11 protein-coding genes are annotated in these 16,252 nt (G+C 61.2%); 10 read left to right on the forward strand and 1 reads right to left on the reverse strand.

Going from position 1 to position 16,252, the window contains the following annotated elements:
• Positions 1-10: 10 nt before the first annotated feature.
• From NKH78_RS10780 to NKH78_RS10805, 6 genes are all read left to right on the forward strand, one after another.
• Positions 11-1,351, forward strand: coding sequence for an adenylate/guanylate cyclase domain-containing protein (locus NKH78_RS10780; protein ID WP_352882833.1), 1,341 nt, complete (start codon positions 11-13; stop codon positions 1,349-1,351).
• Positions 1,352-1,501: 150 nt separating this feature from the next.
• A complete protein-coding gene (locus NKH78_RS10785) occupies positions 1,502-3,397 on the forward strand; it encodes an ABC transporter ATP-binding protein (protein ID WP_352475783.1) in 1,896 nt (631 codons plus the stop codon).
• Positions 3,394-5,292, forward strand: a complete 1,899-nt coding sequence (locus tag NKH78_RS10790; protein WP_352506848.1) for an ABC transporter substrate-binding protein — start codon at positions 3,394-3,396, stop codon at positions 5,290-5,292. The genes NKH78_RS10785 and NKH78_RS10790 overlap by 4 nt, the downstream gene beginning before the upstream one ends.
• 2 nt (positions 5,293-5,294) lie before the next feature.
• The gene (locus NKH78_RS10795; RefSeq protein WP_254818875.1) at positions 5,295-6,293 is read left to right on the forward strand and encodes an ABC transporter permease; all 999 of its coding nucleotides are present in this window, start codon (positions 5,295-5,297) and stop codon (positions 6,291-6,293) included.
• Positions 6,290-7,471 (forward strand): ABC transporter permease, encoded by a 1,182-nt coding sequence (locus tag NKH78_RS10800; protein ID WP_254818876.1) that lies wholly within the window; start codon positions 6,290-6,292, stop codon positions 7,469-7,471. The genes NKH78_RS10795 and NKH78_RS10800 overlap by 4 nt, the downstream gene beginning before the upstream one ends.
• A 208-nt stretch (positions 7,472-7,679) precedes the next feature.
• On the forward strand, positions 7,680-8,159 hold the full coding sequence (locus NKH78_RS10805; RefSeq protein ID WP_352506849.1) for a class I SAM-dependent methyltransferase: 480 nt from the start codon (positions 7,680-7,682) through the stop codon (positions 8,157-8,159).
• A gap of 36 nt (positions 8,160-8,195) precedes the next feature.
• Here the strand turns inward: NKH78_RS10805 and NKH78_RS10810 are convergent, their stop codons facing one another.
• Entirely contained in the window at positions 8,196-9,611 is a 1,416-nt protein-coding gene (locus NKH78_RS10810) for an adenylate/guanylate cyclase domain-containing protein (RefSeq protein ID WP_352506850.1), read from the reverse strand.
• 198 nt (positions 9,612-9,809) lie between these two features.
• On the opposite strand from NKH78_RS10810, the gene NKH78_RS10815 reads away from it, so the two are divergent.
• The 4 genes from NKH78_RS10815 (at position 9,810) to NKH78_RS10830 (ending at position 16,251) form a co-directional block, all read left to right on the forward strand.
• Entirely contained in the window at positions 9,810-10,634 is an 825-nt protein-coding gene (locus tag NKH78_RS10815) for a hypothetical protein (RefSeq protein ID WP_352506851.1), read from the forward strand.
• Between the two features lie 73 nt (positions 10,635-10,707).
• Entirely contained in the window at positions 10,708-11,232 is a 525-nt protein-coding gene (locus tag NKH78_RS10820; protein ID WP_302895874.1) for a GNAT family N-acetyltransferase, read from the forward strand.
• 123 nt (positions 11,233-11,355) lie between these two features.
• On the forward strand, positions 11,356-12,741 hold the full coding sequence (locus NKH78_RS10825) for a hypothetical protein (RefSeq protein WP_352506852.1): 1,386 nt from the start codon (positions 11,356-11,358) through the stop codon (positions 12,739-12,741).
• Positions 12,742-12,951: 210 nt separating this feature from the next.
• Positions 12,952-16,251: an ATP-binding protein gene (locus NKH78_RS10830; protein WP_352882836.1), complete on the forward strand. Its 3,300-nt coding sequence runs from the start codon at positions 12,952-12,954 to the stop codon at positions 16,249-16,251.
• The last annotated feature ends 1 nt before the right edge of the window (position 16,252 follow it).

Raw genomic sequence — 16,252 nt, forward strand, 5'->3', positions numbered from 1 at the left:
TCGAGATAGCATGAGCACAGCGCAAGCAGAAATTTCTGCCATTCTCATGGATAAGGTTGCCGATTGGCTGACGCAATCGGCGTTGGCGGGCGACGATCTGGAAACATTGGTAAGGGGCTTTTGTGAACGGCTGGCTGCTGCCGGCCTGCCGCTGAAGCGGGTGCATTTGAGCTTTTCGATGCTTCATCCGCTTTATGACGCGCTCGGCTTCACCTGGCTCCGCGGCCAGGGCCTGGAAGTGGAAGGCTTCCGCAAGGAGAACGGCGTTCATTCCGACAGATTCCTGACCAGCCCATACTACCATCTGCTTAGCCACAAGCTCGACCATCTGCGGCGCCGGCTCGACTCGTCGGTGCCGTCGGAATTTCCTGTTTTCGATGACCTCAAGCTGATGGGCGTCACCGATTACATGGCTTTCGTCCATCCCTTCAGCGGCAACACCAGTCAGGGCATGATCGGGTCTTGGTCCACCGACAGTGCCGCAGGCTTCAGCGACAGCATGATTGCGGCGCTGCTGCGCATCCAGAACCATCTCGCTATCGCAACCAAGATGGCCGTGCTCACCAAGCTTGCCGACAACATGATGACCACTTATCTCGGCGGCGACGCCGGCAGGCGCGTGCTCGACGGTCAGATCAAGCGCGGCGAGGGTGATACAATCCGGGCGGCACTGGTCATGGGCGACATGCGCGGGTCGTCAAGACTTGCCGAAACCTCCGGCCGCGAAGTCTATATCGATACGCTGAACCAGTTTTTCGACGCCGCTGCTGCGCCTTTCAATCGCAAGGGCGGGCAGATCATGAGTTTCATAGGGGATGGCTTCATTGCCGTTTACCCTTGCGCAAGGCACCGTTCACAGTCCGAGATCGCCTGCCAGGCCGCTCTTGCAGCAGCGCACAAGGCCACCGCGCGCATGATGGGTCTCAATCTGCGCAGAAAGCAGCAGGGATTGAGCGACATAAACTATGGTATCGGCCTGCATGTCGGCAATGTGATGTTCGGCAATGTCGGGCTTACCGACCGGCTCACATTCTCCGTCTTCGGCTCGGCTGTAAACGAGGTCCAGCGCCTCCAGACCCTAACCAAGAAATATCCGCACAGCGTTCTCGCCAGCAAAGACTTCGCCAGCTATTGCGGCGCCAACAACTGGCTGGCGCTCGGCATGGAGGAACTGGCGGGCATCAGGCAGAAGCTAACGGTGCTTTCACCCGATTTGTCGGGTGCTCTCTCGCTCGACGAAGACGGTGCGCTGGAGCCGATTTACGACCGAATATCGGACGCCGAGCAGGTCATGCTGCTTCATCGCAATGCCGCGCGGCCGTCCGCGGGCGACCCGAGGAAGCTCCAGTAACCGCCACGATCCGATCCGAACGCGTTTTGGTATGCAGTCCGATCGCCGGTTCCGGCAGGGAACTTGCGACTGTTCGAATCCAAGTTGCTCTAGGCTGGCAATGCGCTAGTCTCGCCTTCTGGAGCGGCCAGAGTGGGGGCTGGTGTGAGAATGAATTTGGGCGTTGATCTGCTGCGGATCGAGGATGTTGGCATCTCTTTTGCCATTATAGGGGGACCGTTGCATGCCGTCAGGCGTGCGAATCTTCGCGTCTTGCCCGGCAAGGTTACCGCGCTTGTGGGCGAGTCCGGTTCCGGAAAATCGGTTCTCAGCCAGGCAGTGATGGGCATTTTGCCGAACACAGCCCATGTTCGCGGCCGTATCCTGTTTTCCGATCCTGAAAAGCCCGGCACGACGCAGGATATCCTGCAGATGCCGCGTGACGGACCCGAAATCCGGGCGTTGAGAGGCAGCCGCATCGGCAAAATATTTCAGGAGCCGATGACATCACTGTCGCCGCTGCATACGATCGGCAATCAGGTCAGCGAATCCCTGCAGATTCATACGCCCACGGCTCGGGTGGAGCGCAAGGCGCGGACCGAGGAAATGCTCGGACTTGTCGGCTTTCCCAACCCCAAGCGCGCCTATGACATGTATCCCTTTGAACTTTCGGGAGGATTGCGTCAACGCGCCATGATCGCCATGGCGCTTATCTGCCGGCCCGCCCTGTTGATCGCCGACGAGCCGACAACGGCGTTGGACGTCACCATCCAGGCGCAAATCCTGCAATTGCTGCGCGAGCTTCAGACGAAGCTGAACATGGCGATGCTGCTGATCACGCACGACCTTGGCGTAGTCGCCAATGTCGCCGACGAGGTGGTGGTCATGTACCATGGCGAGATCATGGAAGCGGGACCTGTGGAGGCGATATTCCGCCGGCCGGGCCACCCTTACCTGAAGGGCCTGATGGCAGCCGTTCCGCATTTCGACCTGAAGCCCGGCGAAAGGCTAAAAGCGCTCCGCGAGGTGCCGGTGAATGTCGGGAACCTGCTCGGCAAGCAGACGGCGCCAGCATCGAAGGGGCCGGACGACCTCCTGCTGTCGGTCAGGGATATGACAAAGACCTTCACGATCCGCAAGTCCGGATGGTTCGGCGGAGGTCATCAAACCTCTGTTCGCGCCGTGGACGGCGTGAGCTTTGATATCAGGCGGGGCGAGTGCCTGGGTCTTGTCGGCGAAAGCGGCTCCGGCAAAACCACCGTCAGCAAGGTCCTCATGCGGGCTGTCACCCCTAGCGGCGGCTCTGTGATCTTCAACGGCCGCGATGGTCCGATCGACGTCTTGAAAGCCGAGGGAGACGCTCTGCGCATGCTGCGCGCGAAAATCCAGATGGTCTTCCAGGATCCGGTTTCGTCGCTTTCACCTCGCATGACGGTGGAGAACATTTTGAGCGAGCCGCTGGAAATCCATCAACGTGGCAATGCCGCGTCCCGACTCGCCACGGTCAAGAACCTGATGCAGGCAATCGGACTCGACCCGCGTTTCATAAAGCGTTATCCGCACAGTTTCTCCGGCGGACAGCGTCAGCGTATCGGCATCGCGCGCGCGTTGGCACTGGGGCCTGAACTCCTGATCTGCGACGAGCCAGTTTCGGCACTCGATGTCTCTGTCCAGGCGCAGATCCTGAATCTTCTGAAGGACCTGCAGAAGGAACTGGGCCTGACCTACCTGTTCATATCCCACAACCTGGCGGTGGTGGACTACATGGCCGACCGCATCGCGGTGATGTGCGGCGGGCGTATCGTCGAGCTAGCGCCGCGCGAAATTCTGCTTAGGAAACCGGTCCACCCCTACACGCGCTCACTGGTCGCCGCAGTCCCTTTCCCCGATCTCGACAGGCCGATGGATTTCAAGACTCTGAAGCTCAGCGGCGCTTCCGACACCAGCGCATGGGGACCGCAATTCCGTGACGAGGGCGACGAGGACATGCTGTCGCCGCTCGACCTTGGCGGCGGCCACCTCGTGCTGGCGCGACGTTCGGCCGATGTCAGCGAGCTACGCCATTGATCAGCCGGCGCACCGTCCTTGGACTCATGGCTTCGGCATTTCTGCCGGGCACGTTGCGCGCCGGCGACCTGGAGCCGGAATTTCTTCAGCCGCAGATGAAGGCCAGGGCGCTGCCGGCCCTGGCCGAACGCCTGCCCAAGCGTCCGCGCGCGTTGAATCTCGCTGCGATGGGCCGGCAGCCCGGCCAATATGGCGGCACGCTGCGCACGATCATCGGCAGCCAGAAAGATATCCGGATGATGACGATCTACGGGTATGCTCGCCTGGTCGGCTATGACGAAAAGCTTAACCTGCAAGCCGACATTCTCGAAAGTTTCGATGTAGCGGATGATCGTGTCTTCACTTTCAAGATACGAGAAGGACATAAATGGTCTGACGGTAGCCTGCTGACGTCGGAGGATTTTCGCTATTGCTGGGAAGATGTCTGGCTGAACGATGAGCTTTCGCAAGGCGGGCTCGCCCCGGCCCTGCTGGCGGATGGCAAGCCGCCACGCTTCGAGATCGTCGATCCGTTGACGGTCCGCTACAGTTGGGATGCGCCCAATCCCGACTTCCTGCCCAAGCTCGCCGCTGCTTCGCCCCTATCGCTTGTTCTGCCGGCCGCCTATCTCAAGCAGTTCCACAAGAAATACCAGGATCCATTCCGGCTCGCCGGCCTAATGAAGGAGAACCGGGCCAAGAAATGGACGCTCTTGCATATCCGCATGTCGCGGCAATATCGCCCGGAGAACCCGGAACTGCCGACGCTCGATCCCTGGCAGAACCGGACCAAGCCGCCGGCTGAGCAGTTCGTCTTCGAGCGGAACCCGTTCTTTCATCGAATAGACGAGAATGGCCGGCAACTGCCCTATGTCGACCGGATAGTCATGAACGTCAGCTCGTCGGCGATCATTTCCGCCAAGACCGGTGCGGGCGAGAGCGACCTGCAAGGCATGGGAATTGACTTCACCGATTACGCCTTCCTGAAGGATGCGGAGAAGCGCTACCCAGTGAAGATGCATCTCTGGAAACGCACACAAGGTTCGCGGCTGGCGCTGCTGCCCAATCTGAATTGTGCCGACCAGGTGTGGCGCGGCCTTTTTCGTGACGTGCGCGTGCGCCGCGCACTTTCGCTCGCTGTGGACAGGCGCGAGATCAATTTGGCCGTGTTCTACGGATTGGCGCAGGAAAGTGCCGATACGGTCCTGCCGGAGAGCCCGCTCTACCGGCCGGAATTCGCGAAAGCCTGGGTCGCCCATGATCCCGACCAGGCTAATGCCCTGCTCGACGAGGTCGGGCTTCAGGCGCGTGACGATGACGGCCTGCGGATACTTCCCGACGGACGCCCGGCGCAGCTCGTAGTGGAAACTGCCGGCGAAAGCACGCTGGAAACCGACGCGCTCGAGCTCATCACTGATCACTGGCGCAAGATCGGCATCGCTCTGTTCATCCGGACTTCGCAGCGCGACATCTTCCGCAGCCGCGCGCTTGGTGGCCAGATCATGATGTCGATGTGGTCGGGCATCGACAATGGCGTGCCGACCGCCGACATGAACCCCTACCAACTGGCCCCCACCGTCGACGACCAGCTGCAATGGCCGCTCTGGGGTGCTCACTACTTGTCCCGTGGCAAGGTCGGCGAAGCGCCCGATCTTCCGCCCGTGGTCGAGTTGATGGATTTACTCAAGCGCTGGAACGCATCGACTGAAGCCACGGAGCGCGCCGAGATCTGGAATTCAATGCTGTCGATCTATACCGATCAGGTGTTTTCGATCGGCACGGTGAACGGAACGCATCAGCCGGTTCTGGCATCCTCGCGGCTGCGCAATCTGCCCGACAAGGCGCTTTACGGCTACGACCCGACCGCCTATTTCGGTGTCTATATGCCGGATACATTCTGGCTTGGAGAGTCCTGAGCGTGCTTCGATATTTGGTCTGGCGCATCGCCGTGATGGTTCCAACGCTGCTGGTCATATCGGCACTGGTGTTCACGATCATCGAACTTCCCCCAGGCGACTATTTCGACAGCTATGTTGCCGAGCTTCGGGCTCAGGGCGAAGCGGTGGATTCCGATCGCATCGAGATGATGCGCAAGGAATATGGTTTCGATAAGCCACCGGTCATTCGCTACTTCTACTGGGTCGGCGGGATGCTGCACGGCGATTTCGGCTATTCCTTCGAATATGAGCTGCCGGTTCGCGACGTCGTGGGGGACCGAATGTGGCTGACGGTGCTGGTTTCCTTCGTCACGATCATCTTCACCTGGCTCATTGCCTTTCCGATCGGCATGTACTCCGCCACGCATCAATACAGCTGGGGCGACTACGGCCTGACTTTCTTCGGCCTTCTCGGCCTTGCGATTCCGAACTTCATGCTGGCGCTGATCCTGATGTATTTCGCCAACATCTGGTTCGGCACGTCCATCGGCCATCTCATGGACCAGCAATATCTCGGCGAGCCGATGAGCTGGGCCAAGGCGAAGTCGATCCTCGCCCATCTCTGGATTCCGGTCTTGATCATCGGCACCGGGGGCACGGCAAGCATGATCCGGCGGCTGCGCGCCAATCTGCTCGATGAATTGCATAAGCAATATGTCGTGACCGCGCGCGCCAAAGGCCTTCATCCCTTCAGGGCGCTGGTCAAATATCCGCTGCGCATGGCGCTCAATTTCTTCATTTCGGATATCGGCTCTATCCTGCCGGCCATCATCTCCGGTGCCGAAATCACGGCGATCGTGCTGTCTTTGGAAACGACCGGGCCGATGCTGATCAAGGCGCTGCAAAGCCAGGACATGTATCTCGCAGGGTCGTTCCTGATGTTCCTCGCCTTCCTGACGGTCATCGGCGTCCTGATTTCCGACCTAGCGCTGGCGCTACTTGATCCGCGAATTCGTTTGCAAGGCGGCAGCACCAAATGAACACGCAATCGCCGCTGCCCGCTCCGGGTGCCCCACTGCAACACTACGTTTCCATCGAGCCCTTTGACCTGCAGTCGGTCGAGGCGATGACGCCGGAGCAGGAGAAGGTCTTTCAGGCGTCGCAGCTGCGGCTGATGTGGTGGAAATTCCGCCGGCACCGGCTTGCCCTTGTATCCGGCATATTCCTGGCAACGCTTTATTTCGGGATACTGATCTGCGAGTTCCTGGCGCCCTACGATCTGCACACGCGCAACATGGACTACATCTATTCGCCGCCGCAGCGGGTGCACCTGTTCCACAACGGCCAGTTCGTCGGGCCGTTCGTCTATGGCCGCCAGATGACGCTGGATATGGACACGCTCAAGCGAAACTACATCGAGCAACAGGATGATGTTCAGCGGATCCGTTTCTTCTGCAAGGGCGACAAGTACCGGTTCTGGGGCCTGATCGAAGGTGACAGGCATTTTGTCTGCCCCGCCGAAAACGGCCAGCTCTTTCTGGCCGGCACTGACAGGCTGGGGCGCGATGTGCTCTCGCGCATCATCTATGGCGCACGCATTTCACTGACAATAGGCCTCGTCGGCATCAGTTTCAGCTTCCTGCTCGGCATTGTCATCGGCGGACTGGCCGGCTATCACGGCGGTATCTTCGATCTGATCGTTCAACGGATAATCGAAGTTCTGCAATCGATCCCCAGTATTCCGCTATGGCTGGCTCTGGCGGCGATCATGCCGATAACCTGGAGTCCGATCCTGATCTATTTCGGCATCACCGTCATCCTCGGGCTGCTCGACTGGACCGGACTGGCGCGGGCCGTGCGTTCGAAGCTTCTAGCCTTGCGCGAGGAGGATTACGTTCTGGCCGCGCAATTGATGGGCGCCAGAAGCAGCCGCATTATCCGCCGACACCTCATTCCCGGGTTTATGTCGCATCTGATCGCGACGGCAACGATCTCCATACCCGGCATGATCCTGGGCGAGACGGCGCTGAGCTTCCTCGGGCTCGGCCTGAGGGCGCCGATAACCAGCTGGGGCATCCTGCTCACCGAGGCGCGCAGCGTCAGCGTGATCGCGTTCTATCCATGGCTGCTTTTGCCGATGCTCCCCGTCGTTCTCGTCATCTTGGCGTTCAACTTCCTCGGCGACGGGTTGCGGGACGCCGCGGACCCCTACAAGTGACATCGCTATTCCGCCGCGCGCCGCGCCGCCGACTCCACCCGGTATGATCCTTGTCGGCAGCCTGTTCGCTTGTTGCAGTGTTCATCGTTCGCCTCTACACGCGGCAAGACTCGATCGGGGTTTAACACGTCGCCTCTGGTTTCAGCCGCGAAACGCTCTGGTCGGGGGCAGTTGATTTCGTGGACTTGTTCAGGAGATACAATCGCGCATGAGTCGCCTCGACAGTTTCATCCGGAGGATGACCGCACAGCGCGACATACTCGATCATGTCTGCGCCGAGGTGGCGAAGATAGAGGGCCCCGTGCTCGAGCTCGGCCTCGGTAATGGCCGGACGTTCCACCATCTGCGCGAGCGCCTGCCCGGACGCCGGATCATAGCGTTCGACCGCGCACTTGCCGCACACGCCAGCTCAATTCCCGAAGCTGAAAACCTCGTGCTCGGCGAAATACGCGAGACGGCGAGCAGGTTCATTGGCATCGACGCCGCCCTTGTTCATGCCGACATCGGCACCGGCTATGAAGATCGCGATGCAGTGATCTCTACCTGGCTTCCCGATCTGACCGCGCGCCTACTTCGCGTCGGCGGCATCGCGGTCAGCGGCACGCCGCTCGATCACCCGCAGTTGCAACGCCTCCCGCCGCCACCTTCGGTTCCCGCCGATCGTTATTTTATCTGTAGGCGAGTGTGAGGGGCCGGGACGAGCCAAATCTTCAGGGCCAAGCCTTCAGGGGATCGTGTATACTGCTATCTCCCGGTCAATGCCGCGCAGCGAGACCTCGTGGGGCACGGGCGTCAGCGCGTTCCTGTGTAAGAGATCGGCGGTGAGATTGTCGTCGACCACCGATCGAGTGGCGAAGATCGCCTGTGCGTTGGCAAGGTTCTGGACCCGCGAAGCAATGTTGACCGTCTGGCCGAAATAGTCCTGTCGCTCATTCATAGACACGGCGATGCAAGGGCCGGCATGGACTCCGATCTTGAGCAGCAGATCCTCGCGCCCGCTCTTGTCGTTGAGCGTACGCATGGCATCGCGCATCCTGAGGGCTGCAGCAATCGCACGATCGGGCGTCGCGAAGGTCGCCATCACCGCATCACCGATCGTCTTCACCACCGCGCCTGCCTCCGCCGTGACGATCTCGTGCAGAACCTGGAAATGCTCGCGCACGAGATCGAAGGCTGAAAGGTCGCCCACCCGCTCGTAAAGCTCGGTCGATCCGCGCAGGTCGGTGAACAGGAACGTCAGGCTGGTGATCTTCAGGCGCTGGTTGATGTCGAGTGTATCCGTGCGATAGAGATCGCGGAACGTCTGGTTGGTGAGCAGGCGCTTGGCGGTCAGGAAGGGCCGGCGTTTTCCCAGGAAATCATGCAATGCCTGGCCGGCGATGAAGACCGTCGGCAGCACGCGGGTGTCGGTCCGGTTTTCCAGCGAAATGCGCAACGGGCCGGGTTGCATCTCCAGCGTCTGGTTCTGAACATGGTCGCGGTCGAAGGCCAAAGAGAGGCTTCGGCGCTCCTTTGTTGGTTCGCCCTTCCCGTCGATGAACTGCGCCGAGTGGGTGACCGGCTCGAAGACGATGATGAATTCGGACGGAAGCTGTATGGGCAGAACCGCCTTTTCACCGGGCGCAAGCTCGATATCCTCCAGCGAGAACGCTTCCATCTTTTCCGCGAAATGCTCTTCCGGCAGATCGACGCCGGACGCCCAGTAGATCTGGCGGAAATATTCCGCCACCGGCAGTTCGTGTGGATTGTGGGCGGCAATCCTGCGCACGCGGGGACTGACGGTGAATGTCACCTCGACCATCTCGTCGAGGGTCGGTGAATAGCCCTCGGAGCACAGCGCGCAGGTGTATTCGTCCTTTTGCAGGGTTTTCAGCGTGGCGTTGGTGTCGAGCACGCCGCCACAGCCGGGGCACAGAACATTCCAGGAAATGTCGAAGATGCCCACCCGCGCGGCATGGAGAAAGGCGCCTATTGCGCGCTCCTCGTCGAGGCCATGCTTGCTGGCGAAGGCTGGCGCATTGATGCGGCAAAGTTCGCGGTCCTCGCCCTCCGCGATGGTTCGCTTGATCGCGTCGATCGCCTGTGGATCGACATCGGCCGATTGTCGCAGAAGTGAGAACAGATCCTGAGCTTCGTTCATCGTGCAGGCTCCGGAAAATGCACCCCGTGGCGTTTTGACCGGACCGGTCTTTGGTCCGAATGCTCCATCTTACTTCGAAACGAACCGTGCGGCCATTCGAATGGATAAGCCTGGTGACCGTTCACTTAGGCCGATTTTAACCGGCCGCAAGCAGCATTATGATGGTCCATGGAGCCTTCATCTTTGGGATTTTCTCCCATGCCGACATCCGACAATCCGCCATTTCCCGCGACCCTGCGCCTTTTCTCTGCGGTCGTCATCATCGTCCTGATCGTAGGCGCCGGCCTGTTTTTCGTGCCTGTTCTGGTCAAACCGGGCTGGCCTTGGGCCGTCACGCCGTTCAATGCGCGCTTTCTCGGCGGCTTCTACACCGCCGAAATGGTCGTGATGGCGGCGCTGCTGGTCTGGAATCGCTGGTCGCCCGGCAGGCTCGTGCTCGTCATGGCCTTCATCTTCACCTTCATCGTGTCGGTGGCTTCGTTCATCAATCTCGGCTATTTCAACTTCGAGCGCAAAGCGCCCTGGCTGTGGTTTTTGGTCTATCTTGCTTCGGTCGCGGTATCCGGGCTGTTCCTGTGGCGGGCCAGAGCCCGTCCTTCTGCGAAAGGCGTGACCTTAAATCCCGCATGGCGCGGCTACATGCCGGTGGAATCCGCGATCCTTGGGCTCTATGGCGTCGGCCTGTTGCTGTTTCCCCTGACATTCAGTGGCATCTGGCCATGGCCGATCGATGCCTTCCACGCTCAGGTCTACAGCGCAATCTTCCTCGCCGGTGCGGGCGGTATATATCTCGTCTGGAGAAGCGCGCCGCGCGAGGAACTGCTGGTGCTCGGGTTGGCACAGTTTCTGGTTGGCCTGCTTGCCATCCTCGGCGTCGTCATCACCGACGCTGCGGTGCACCGGATCGACTGGACGGCGATCGGGACATTGTGCTGGCTCACGCTTTTCGGCTGGATCGGCATCAGCGGCGTCTTCAAACTCTACGCCGCCTCCCGGTATTTCAGCTCGCAATCGGCATCATAGGTTGAGAGACGGCTGGATTTTCAGGTGGCGTCCGGTGCATCGTACCGGTCCGATTGCCTTCGCCGGGAACGCCATGACCAGCACGACGTCGCCACCCTCCGAGAAAAGCCAGCCGCTGCTCCGGTCCGTCCGGCCAAGCGATGCGGAGGCGCTTTGCGCTATTTTCAACATGCCGGGCTTCCGCCAGGGCACGCTCAGGATGCCTTTCGAGATGGTGGAGCAGGTGGCGCGGCGCATCGCCAAGTCCGGCCCGGAAACCACCTGGATCGTTGCCGAGCTGGACGGCAAGGTCGTCGGCCATGGCAGCCTGGTCGTGCAGGGTTCACCGCGCCGTTCGCACATCGGCGAGATCAATATCGGCCTTGACGATGCCTTTGTTGGCAAAGGTATCGGCTCTGCCATACTTGGCGCGCTGCTTGACGTGGCCGACAACTGGCGCGCCCTGAAGCGAGTCGAATTGACCGTCTATGCCGACAACGAACCGGCCCTCCGTCTCTACAAGAGCCACGGCTTTGAGATCGAAGGCCGGCATGTGAAGGCCGGCTTTACCGACGGGCAGTACCACGACCTCCTGAGCATGGCCCGGCTGCGGTTCTAAGATCCGCTGTTTGCCTTGGCTGTTTAGCCAATCTGACAATTTGTGCCGAGTCAGCGAACAGGGCTGCATCCAGCAAGTCTGGTCTCGCTTGGCGTTTACACCGCAAGCGGCTAGACGGGACCAATGACCGCCGTCTTTGATCCAACCCCTACCCCTCCGCTGGAAATTCTGGCTGTGCTGTCGCTGCTCTGCCCGGAGGTCGTGCGCGACATCGAGCAGAACTGGAATGCACCGGTTTCCGATTACGCCCGCCATCTGTGGCGGCCGGTGGCAAGGCCTGCATCGGGCCCGGCGATCGCTGCCCGCTCGATCCTGCGCGAAGTCCTGCATCAGCGCCTCGATAGGATCATGCGGCCTGAGGAGATCGGCAAAGCCCTCGACGAGTTCGAGCACAGACCGGTGATTCAGTCCGGCCTGCACTGCCTGCTTCTGATGGACCGGATCACCTTCGATGCCCTCCTGCTTGCCTGGCTCGGCGCGGTCGAAAACGGGCTGTCGGCCTTCGTCGGCTTCATGGGAACGACGATGACCATGGAGACAGTTGGCCGGGAGGGGCCGGGATGGCTCGATGTCGGCGACGACAAGGTCAACCTGTTCGGCATGGGGCGCCACAAACTGTGCCGCAAAAGCGCCTGCGTGGCCGGTCCCGTCTCCCTCAACAAGCGCGCGCTCGAAGCGGTGGGCGATGAAACGGATGCCAGCCGCTGGCTGGGCACACTGCTTGCCAGCCAGGACAAGGTGTTTGAAACCGCCGCCGATGCGCTGACTGCCCTGAACCACGATCTGGTCGCCAATTGGGATCGTGCCGGCATGGCCCTGCCGGTTTTCATCGATGATCGGGCCGCCGCGGCTGCCATGGCGCGGCATCTGGAATATGACGGCGGCCTTCTTTCCAGACTGCTCATTGAACCCGCAAGACGCCAGCGTCTCGAACGTGCCTGGCAAGAGGCCGCATCGAGCCCATTTGGCAGATTCCTGCCCAATGCCACGGACTATTTCTGGGGCATTCGCGAGGAGCGCGTGCGCAAACTCGTTCTCGAGAACGGGCACCTGATCGAGCCCGACAGGCCGCAAGGTCTTTCCATCCCGTTCGAGCGGCCGTATCTCAGGCAGGCGCTGCTGGACGGCGTGCTGCTGCCGAACTTGTTCCTGACGTTCCTCGTCCTTGCCATATTGCCGCGCGCGCGGGTCGTGGGGGGCCTGAGACAGATTGGCTATGTAGCGCTTTTCCACTCGATCCTTCTGGCCGCGCTAGACGAAAACGCGCCGGAAGAGCGCGATCTGGCTGCGGAGCTGCAGGTTCGGGAAAATGCCTGGGGCATGCGGGTCATCGATGAAAAGATCTCAGTCCGCGAGCAGCTTGCCGGCCTGCCGGAAGGAGCGCTCTTCCCGGACCTGCTCCGGCAATACCGATTGCGGACATTTGCCGAGACGACCGACGACCTAAAACTGGTTCGCGAAAACGCCAGATGGCGCAAGATCGGCCAGGCAGAGATCAAGCCGACCTGAGCCTAAGTCACAACCGCAAGCTGACAGCGAGCCAGCCGTTGCATCAAGAGGTCATGCGTAGCGCTCTGCCACCGGACCCACACGGATGGCTCGATGCCCATTTGCGCTGCCGCTTGCTCGTCGACGGCTATCGGTGCATCCTTGTGAATAGCCTGGCCGTGCAGTGCGGGCGAGATCACGCCGTCACGGCCACTAGTGAGGTCTTGTTCGATGGACTGCTCGGGCTGCGGTTTCGAGATTGAGGGCGGTTACGCCTTCTGTCCGAGGTGTGGCAGGCGCCAGCCCGTGCCATGCGCCAGTTGCGGCTACGCCTGCGCACCTGATTTCGAGTTCTGTCCGAAATGTGGGGCAAGCGTCGGTGCGCCCGCAAAAGCCGTCGAACGGCCTGCTCCGGCACCAAGCCGGACCATTGTGCCGCCTTCTCGAACTCCGTCGCTGCTTCCGAACATCGAAAGCGAAGAAGGGCTGCATCCCGTCTCCGACGCCGATCGCCGGACGGTAACGGTCCTGTTCGCCGACCTTTGCGGCTTCACGACACTCAGCGAGCAGCTCGACCCCGAGGTCATGCAAGCGCTGCAGAATAAACTGTTCAAGGAATTGACGGCGGCCGTGCGAAACTTTGGTGGTTTCGTCGACAAATTCATCGGCGATGCACTGCTCGCTTTGTTCGGTGCGCCGGTCGCGCATGAGGACGATCCGGAACGTGCGCTTCGCGCCGCTCTCGACATGATCGCCCGGACGGCGCGGCTCGGCGAAAGCACCCCCCACTCCGGCTCGCCTCTGTTACTCCACATCGGCATAAACACTGGTCCGGTCGTTACTGGCGGATTGGGCATCGGCACCGCCAGATCCTATTCGGTGACCGGCGACACAGTGAATACGGCGCAACGCCTGCAATCGCTGGCCGCACCGGGTGAGGTGCTGGTAGGCGAGCTCACTCACAGGCTGACCCGGCATGCCTTCTCTTACGAGTCACTGGGTGATGTCGTGTTTCGCGGCAAGGCTGGCAGCGTGCTCGTCCATCGACTGGACGCACCGCTAGCGGTGCCGCGCCCAGCGCGCGGGCTCGAGGCGCTCGGCCTCAGTGCGCCACTAATAGGTCGTGGTGCGGAGCTCAATAGAATGATGGCGAGCCTTGACCAGGCGTGCGGCGGCTCGGCCCAACTTGTCCGCCTCGTCGGAGAAGCCGGCATCGGGAAATCGCGGCTGGTGAAGGAGTTCGTCGCCCGCGTCGGCGACGAGGAGCGTTTTCGCAACGTCGTCGTGCGGCAGGCCACGTGCTCACCGCTGGGCGAACAATCTTTTGGCGCCTTGGGCGCCGTGGTGCGCAGCGCTGCCGGGATGATGCAAAACGACAATGGGGACGAAATGCGGGGGAAGCTCGCAGGCTTGCTTGCCGATCTCGGCCTGCAGGGCGAGGAGGCGAAGCGGCTGATGCCTTTGCTCTATCATGTGCTCGGCCTTGGCGACCCCGATGCCACCTTGCAGCATGTCGAGCCTGAGCAGTTGCGGCGGCAAATTCTCTACGCAGTCCGCACAATCATCGAACGGCGGCTTGCGTTGTCGCCGCTGTTGATCGTCGTCGAAGACCTGCACTGGGCCGACGCCGTGTCGCTCGAGGCACGACGTTTCGTGATGGACAGGTTAGAACGCACGCGGTTGATGTTGCTGGTCACGCATCGTCCGGCGCCGGACAACGACCAGCTCGACTCAAGTCGGGTCAGTCACACAGCGCTCAGGCTTCCGCCGCTCAATGGTGATGACGGACGCAGGCTGCTCGCGGCGCTTTTCGGCGAGAGCTGGGTAAACTCCGCAGGAGGGCTTCTCGATCAGATCCTCGAGCGCGCGGGCGGCAACCCCCTTTTTGTAGAGGAGATTGTTCGCGGCCTTATCGATCGCGGTGTACTGATGCGAGAGGGCCAGCGATGGCGGACTGTGGCCGGCGAAGTCGCAACCGGCATCCCCGCCACTATCCAGGCGATGTTGCTTGCCCGCGTCGACCGGCTGCCCCCAGAGGTGCGCCGGTTGGCTCAGGAGGCCGCGGTAATTGGCCCGCGTTTCGATGCCACACTTCTGAAATCCGTGACGGCCGACCCCGGCCGGCTTGAAGCCGGCTGCGAACTGCTTTGCGATGCGGAAATCATCGAGGAAGTTGCCGGATCAGGCTCGGTCTTGTCGCAAAGCTACCGCTTTACGCAAACATTGCTGCAGGACGTGATCTACCAGAATCTGCTCCTGCAACGCCGGACCGACATCCACGGGCGGGTCGGTGCTGCCTTGGAGCAACTGTGCGGCGACCAGCCGGAACGGCTCGAGGATTTGACCGTGCTCGGTCATCATTTCGCACAGAGCGCCGAGCGGGAGAAGGGCGCGCATTACCTGCGGGCGGCAGGCGATCGCGCTCGCATGATATACGCCAACGACGACGCCCTTCGTTTCTACGAGCGAGCACTGACAGCATTGGACGCGATCGGGCAAACACCGCTCAAACTGGCAATTGCAGAGCGCATTGCCGATTTGAGCGGCCCGGCAGGCCGCCGCGAGATCGCGCACCACCACTACGAGACCGTGTTGCAGGCATATCGCGAAGCGGCCAATCACGTCGCCTCGGCGCGAGTTTTGCGTAAGATCGGTCGGCTGCTCTGGGACGTCGGCAAGCGGGACAAGGCAGAACCCTGCTATGCTGAGGCGGCAGCGCTCCTCGATGGGGCGGATGCCCCGATCGAGCAGGCGCATCTGTGGCAAGAACGTGGCCGACAGGCGTTCCGTAGCGGAGATCACGCTCTCGCGGCAAAATGGGCAGACGCGGCGCTGGATTGCGTACGCAATCTGACAACGGAGCATGTCTCCGAGGTTGGGTGTGATGCCACTCTTGTGACCGCCGAGGCACTCAATACCAAGGCTGTCGCGCTGGCTCGCCTCGGGCGAAACCGTGAGGCCGTGCGTCAGGTTGAGCGTAGCATTGAATTGGCCGAAGCCGCCGGTCTGCTGGGCGCGGCCTGCCGCGGCTACACCAATCTCGGCGTGCTATACACGACCATCGATCCGGCACAGGCGATGGAGGTCTGTCGGCGCGGTCTTGAAGTGGCGCGCCGTATTGGTGATTTGGGTTTCCAGGCGCGCCTCCTCGCCAATCTGGCGGTCGCTTGTTGTACTTTCACGGATCGCTGTCCAACGGAGGGCATACCTGCTGCCGAGAAGGCCATCGAGATCGACAGGGCGCTCGACCAGCGCGAGCACCTGCCGGTGCCGTTGATCGTGCTTGGGCAGATCCACCAGTGCAACGGCCGTCCGGACCTGGCCGTTGGTTTGTTCCACGAAGCACTGGACGTAGCCCGCGAAACGGGCGAACCCCAACTGCTGTTTCCGTGCTATGATGGTCTTGCAACGCTTAATCTCGACCTCGACAACCTGGCCGAGGCCGAACGCTACTTTTCCCTGGCGCAGGGTATTTGCGCCCAGCACGGGCTCGACCCGGAAGCGCTCGTGGTGCTGCCTTTTCTCGACTAGC

The organism is Mesorhizobium sp. M0910 (assembly GCF_040319465.1).
Lineage (GTDB): Bacteria > Pseudomonadota > Alphaproteobacteria > Rhizobiales > Rhizobiaceae > Mesorhizobium.

Excerpts from the sequence above, each read along its gene's own strand:
- NKH78_RS10780 (WP_352882833.1), top strand. The coding sequence starts at position 11 with ATGAGCACAGCGCAAGCAGAAATTTCTGCCATTCTCATGGATAAGGTT.
- NKH78_RS10785 (WP_352475783.1), top strand. The coding sequence starts at position 1,502 with ATGAATTTGGGCGTTGATCTGCTGCGGATCGAGGATGTTGGCATCTCT.
- NKH78_RS10800 (WP_254818876.1), top strand. The coding sequence starts at position 6,290 with ATGAACACGCAATCGCCGCTGCCCGCTCCGGGTGCCCCACTGCAACAC.
- NKH78_RS10805 (WP_352506849.1), top strand. The coding sequence starts at position 7,680 with ATGAGTCGCCTCGACAGTTTCATCCGGAGGATGACCGCACAGCGCGAC.
- NKH78_RS10810 (WP_352506850.1), bottom strand. The coding sequence starts at position 9,611 with ATGAACGAAGCTCAGGATCTGTTCTCACTTCTGCGACAATCGGCCGAT.
- NKH78_RS10815 (WP_352506851.1), top strand. The coding sequence starts at position 9,810 with ATGCCGACATCCGACAATCCGCCATTTCCCGCGACCCTGCGCCTTTTC.
- NKH78_RS10820 (WP_302895874.1), top strand. The coding sequence starts at position 10,708 with ATGACCAGCACGACGTCGCCACCCTCCGAGAAAAGCCAGCCGCTGCTC.
- NKH78_RS10825 (WP_352506852.1), top strand. The coding sequence starts at position 11,356 with ATGACCGCCGTCTTTGATCCAACCCCTACCCCTCCGCTGGAAATTCTG.
- NKH78_RS10830 (WP_352882836.1), top strand. The coding sequence starts at position 12,952 with ATGGACTGCTCGGGCTGCGGTTTCGAGATTGAGGGCGGTTACGCCTTC.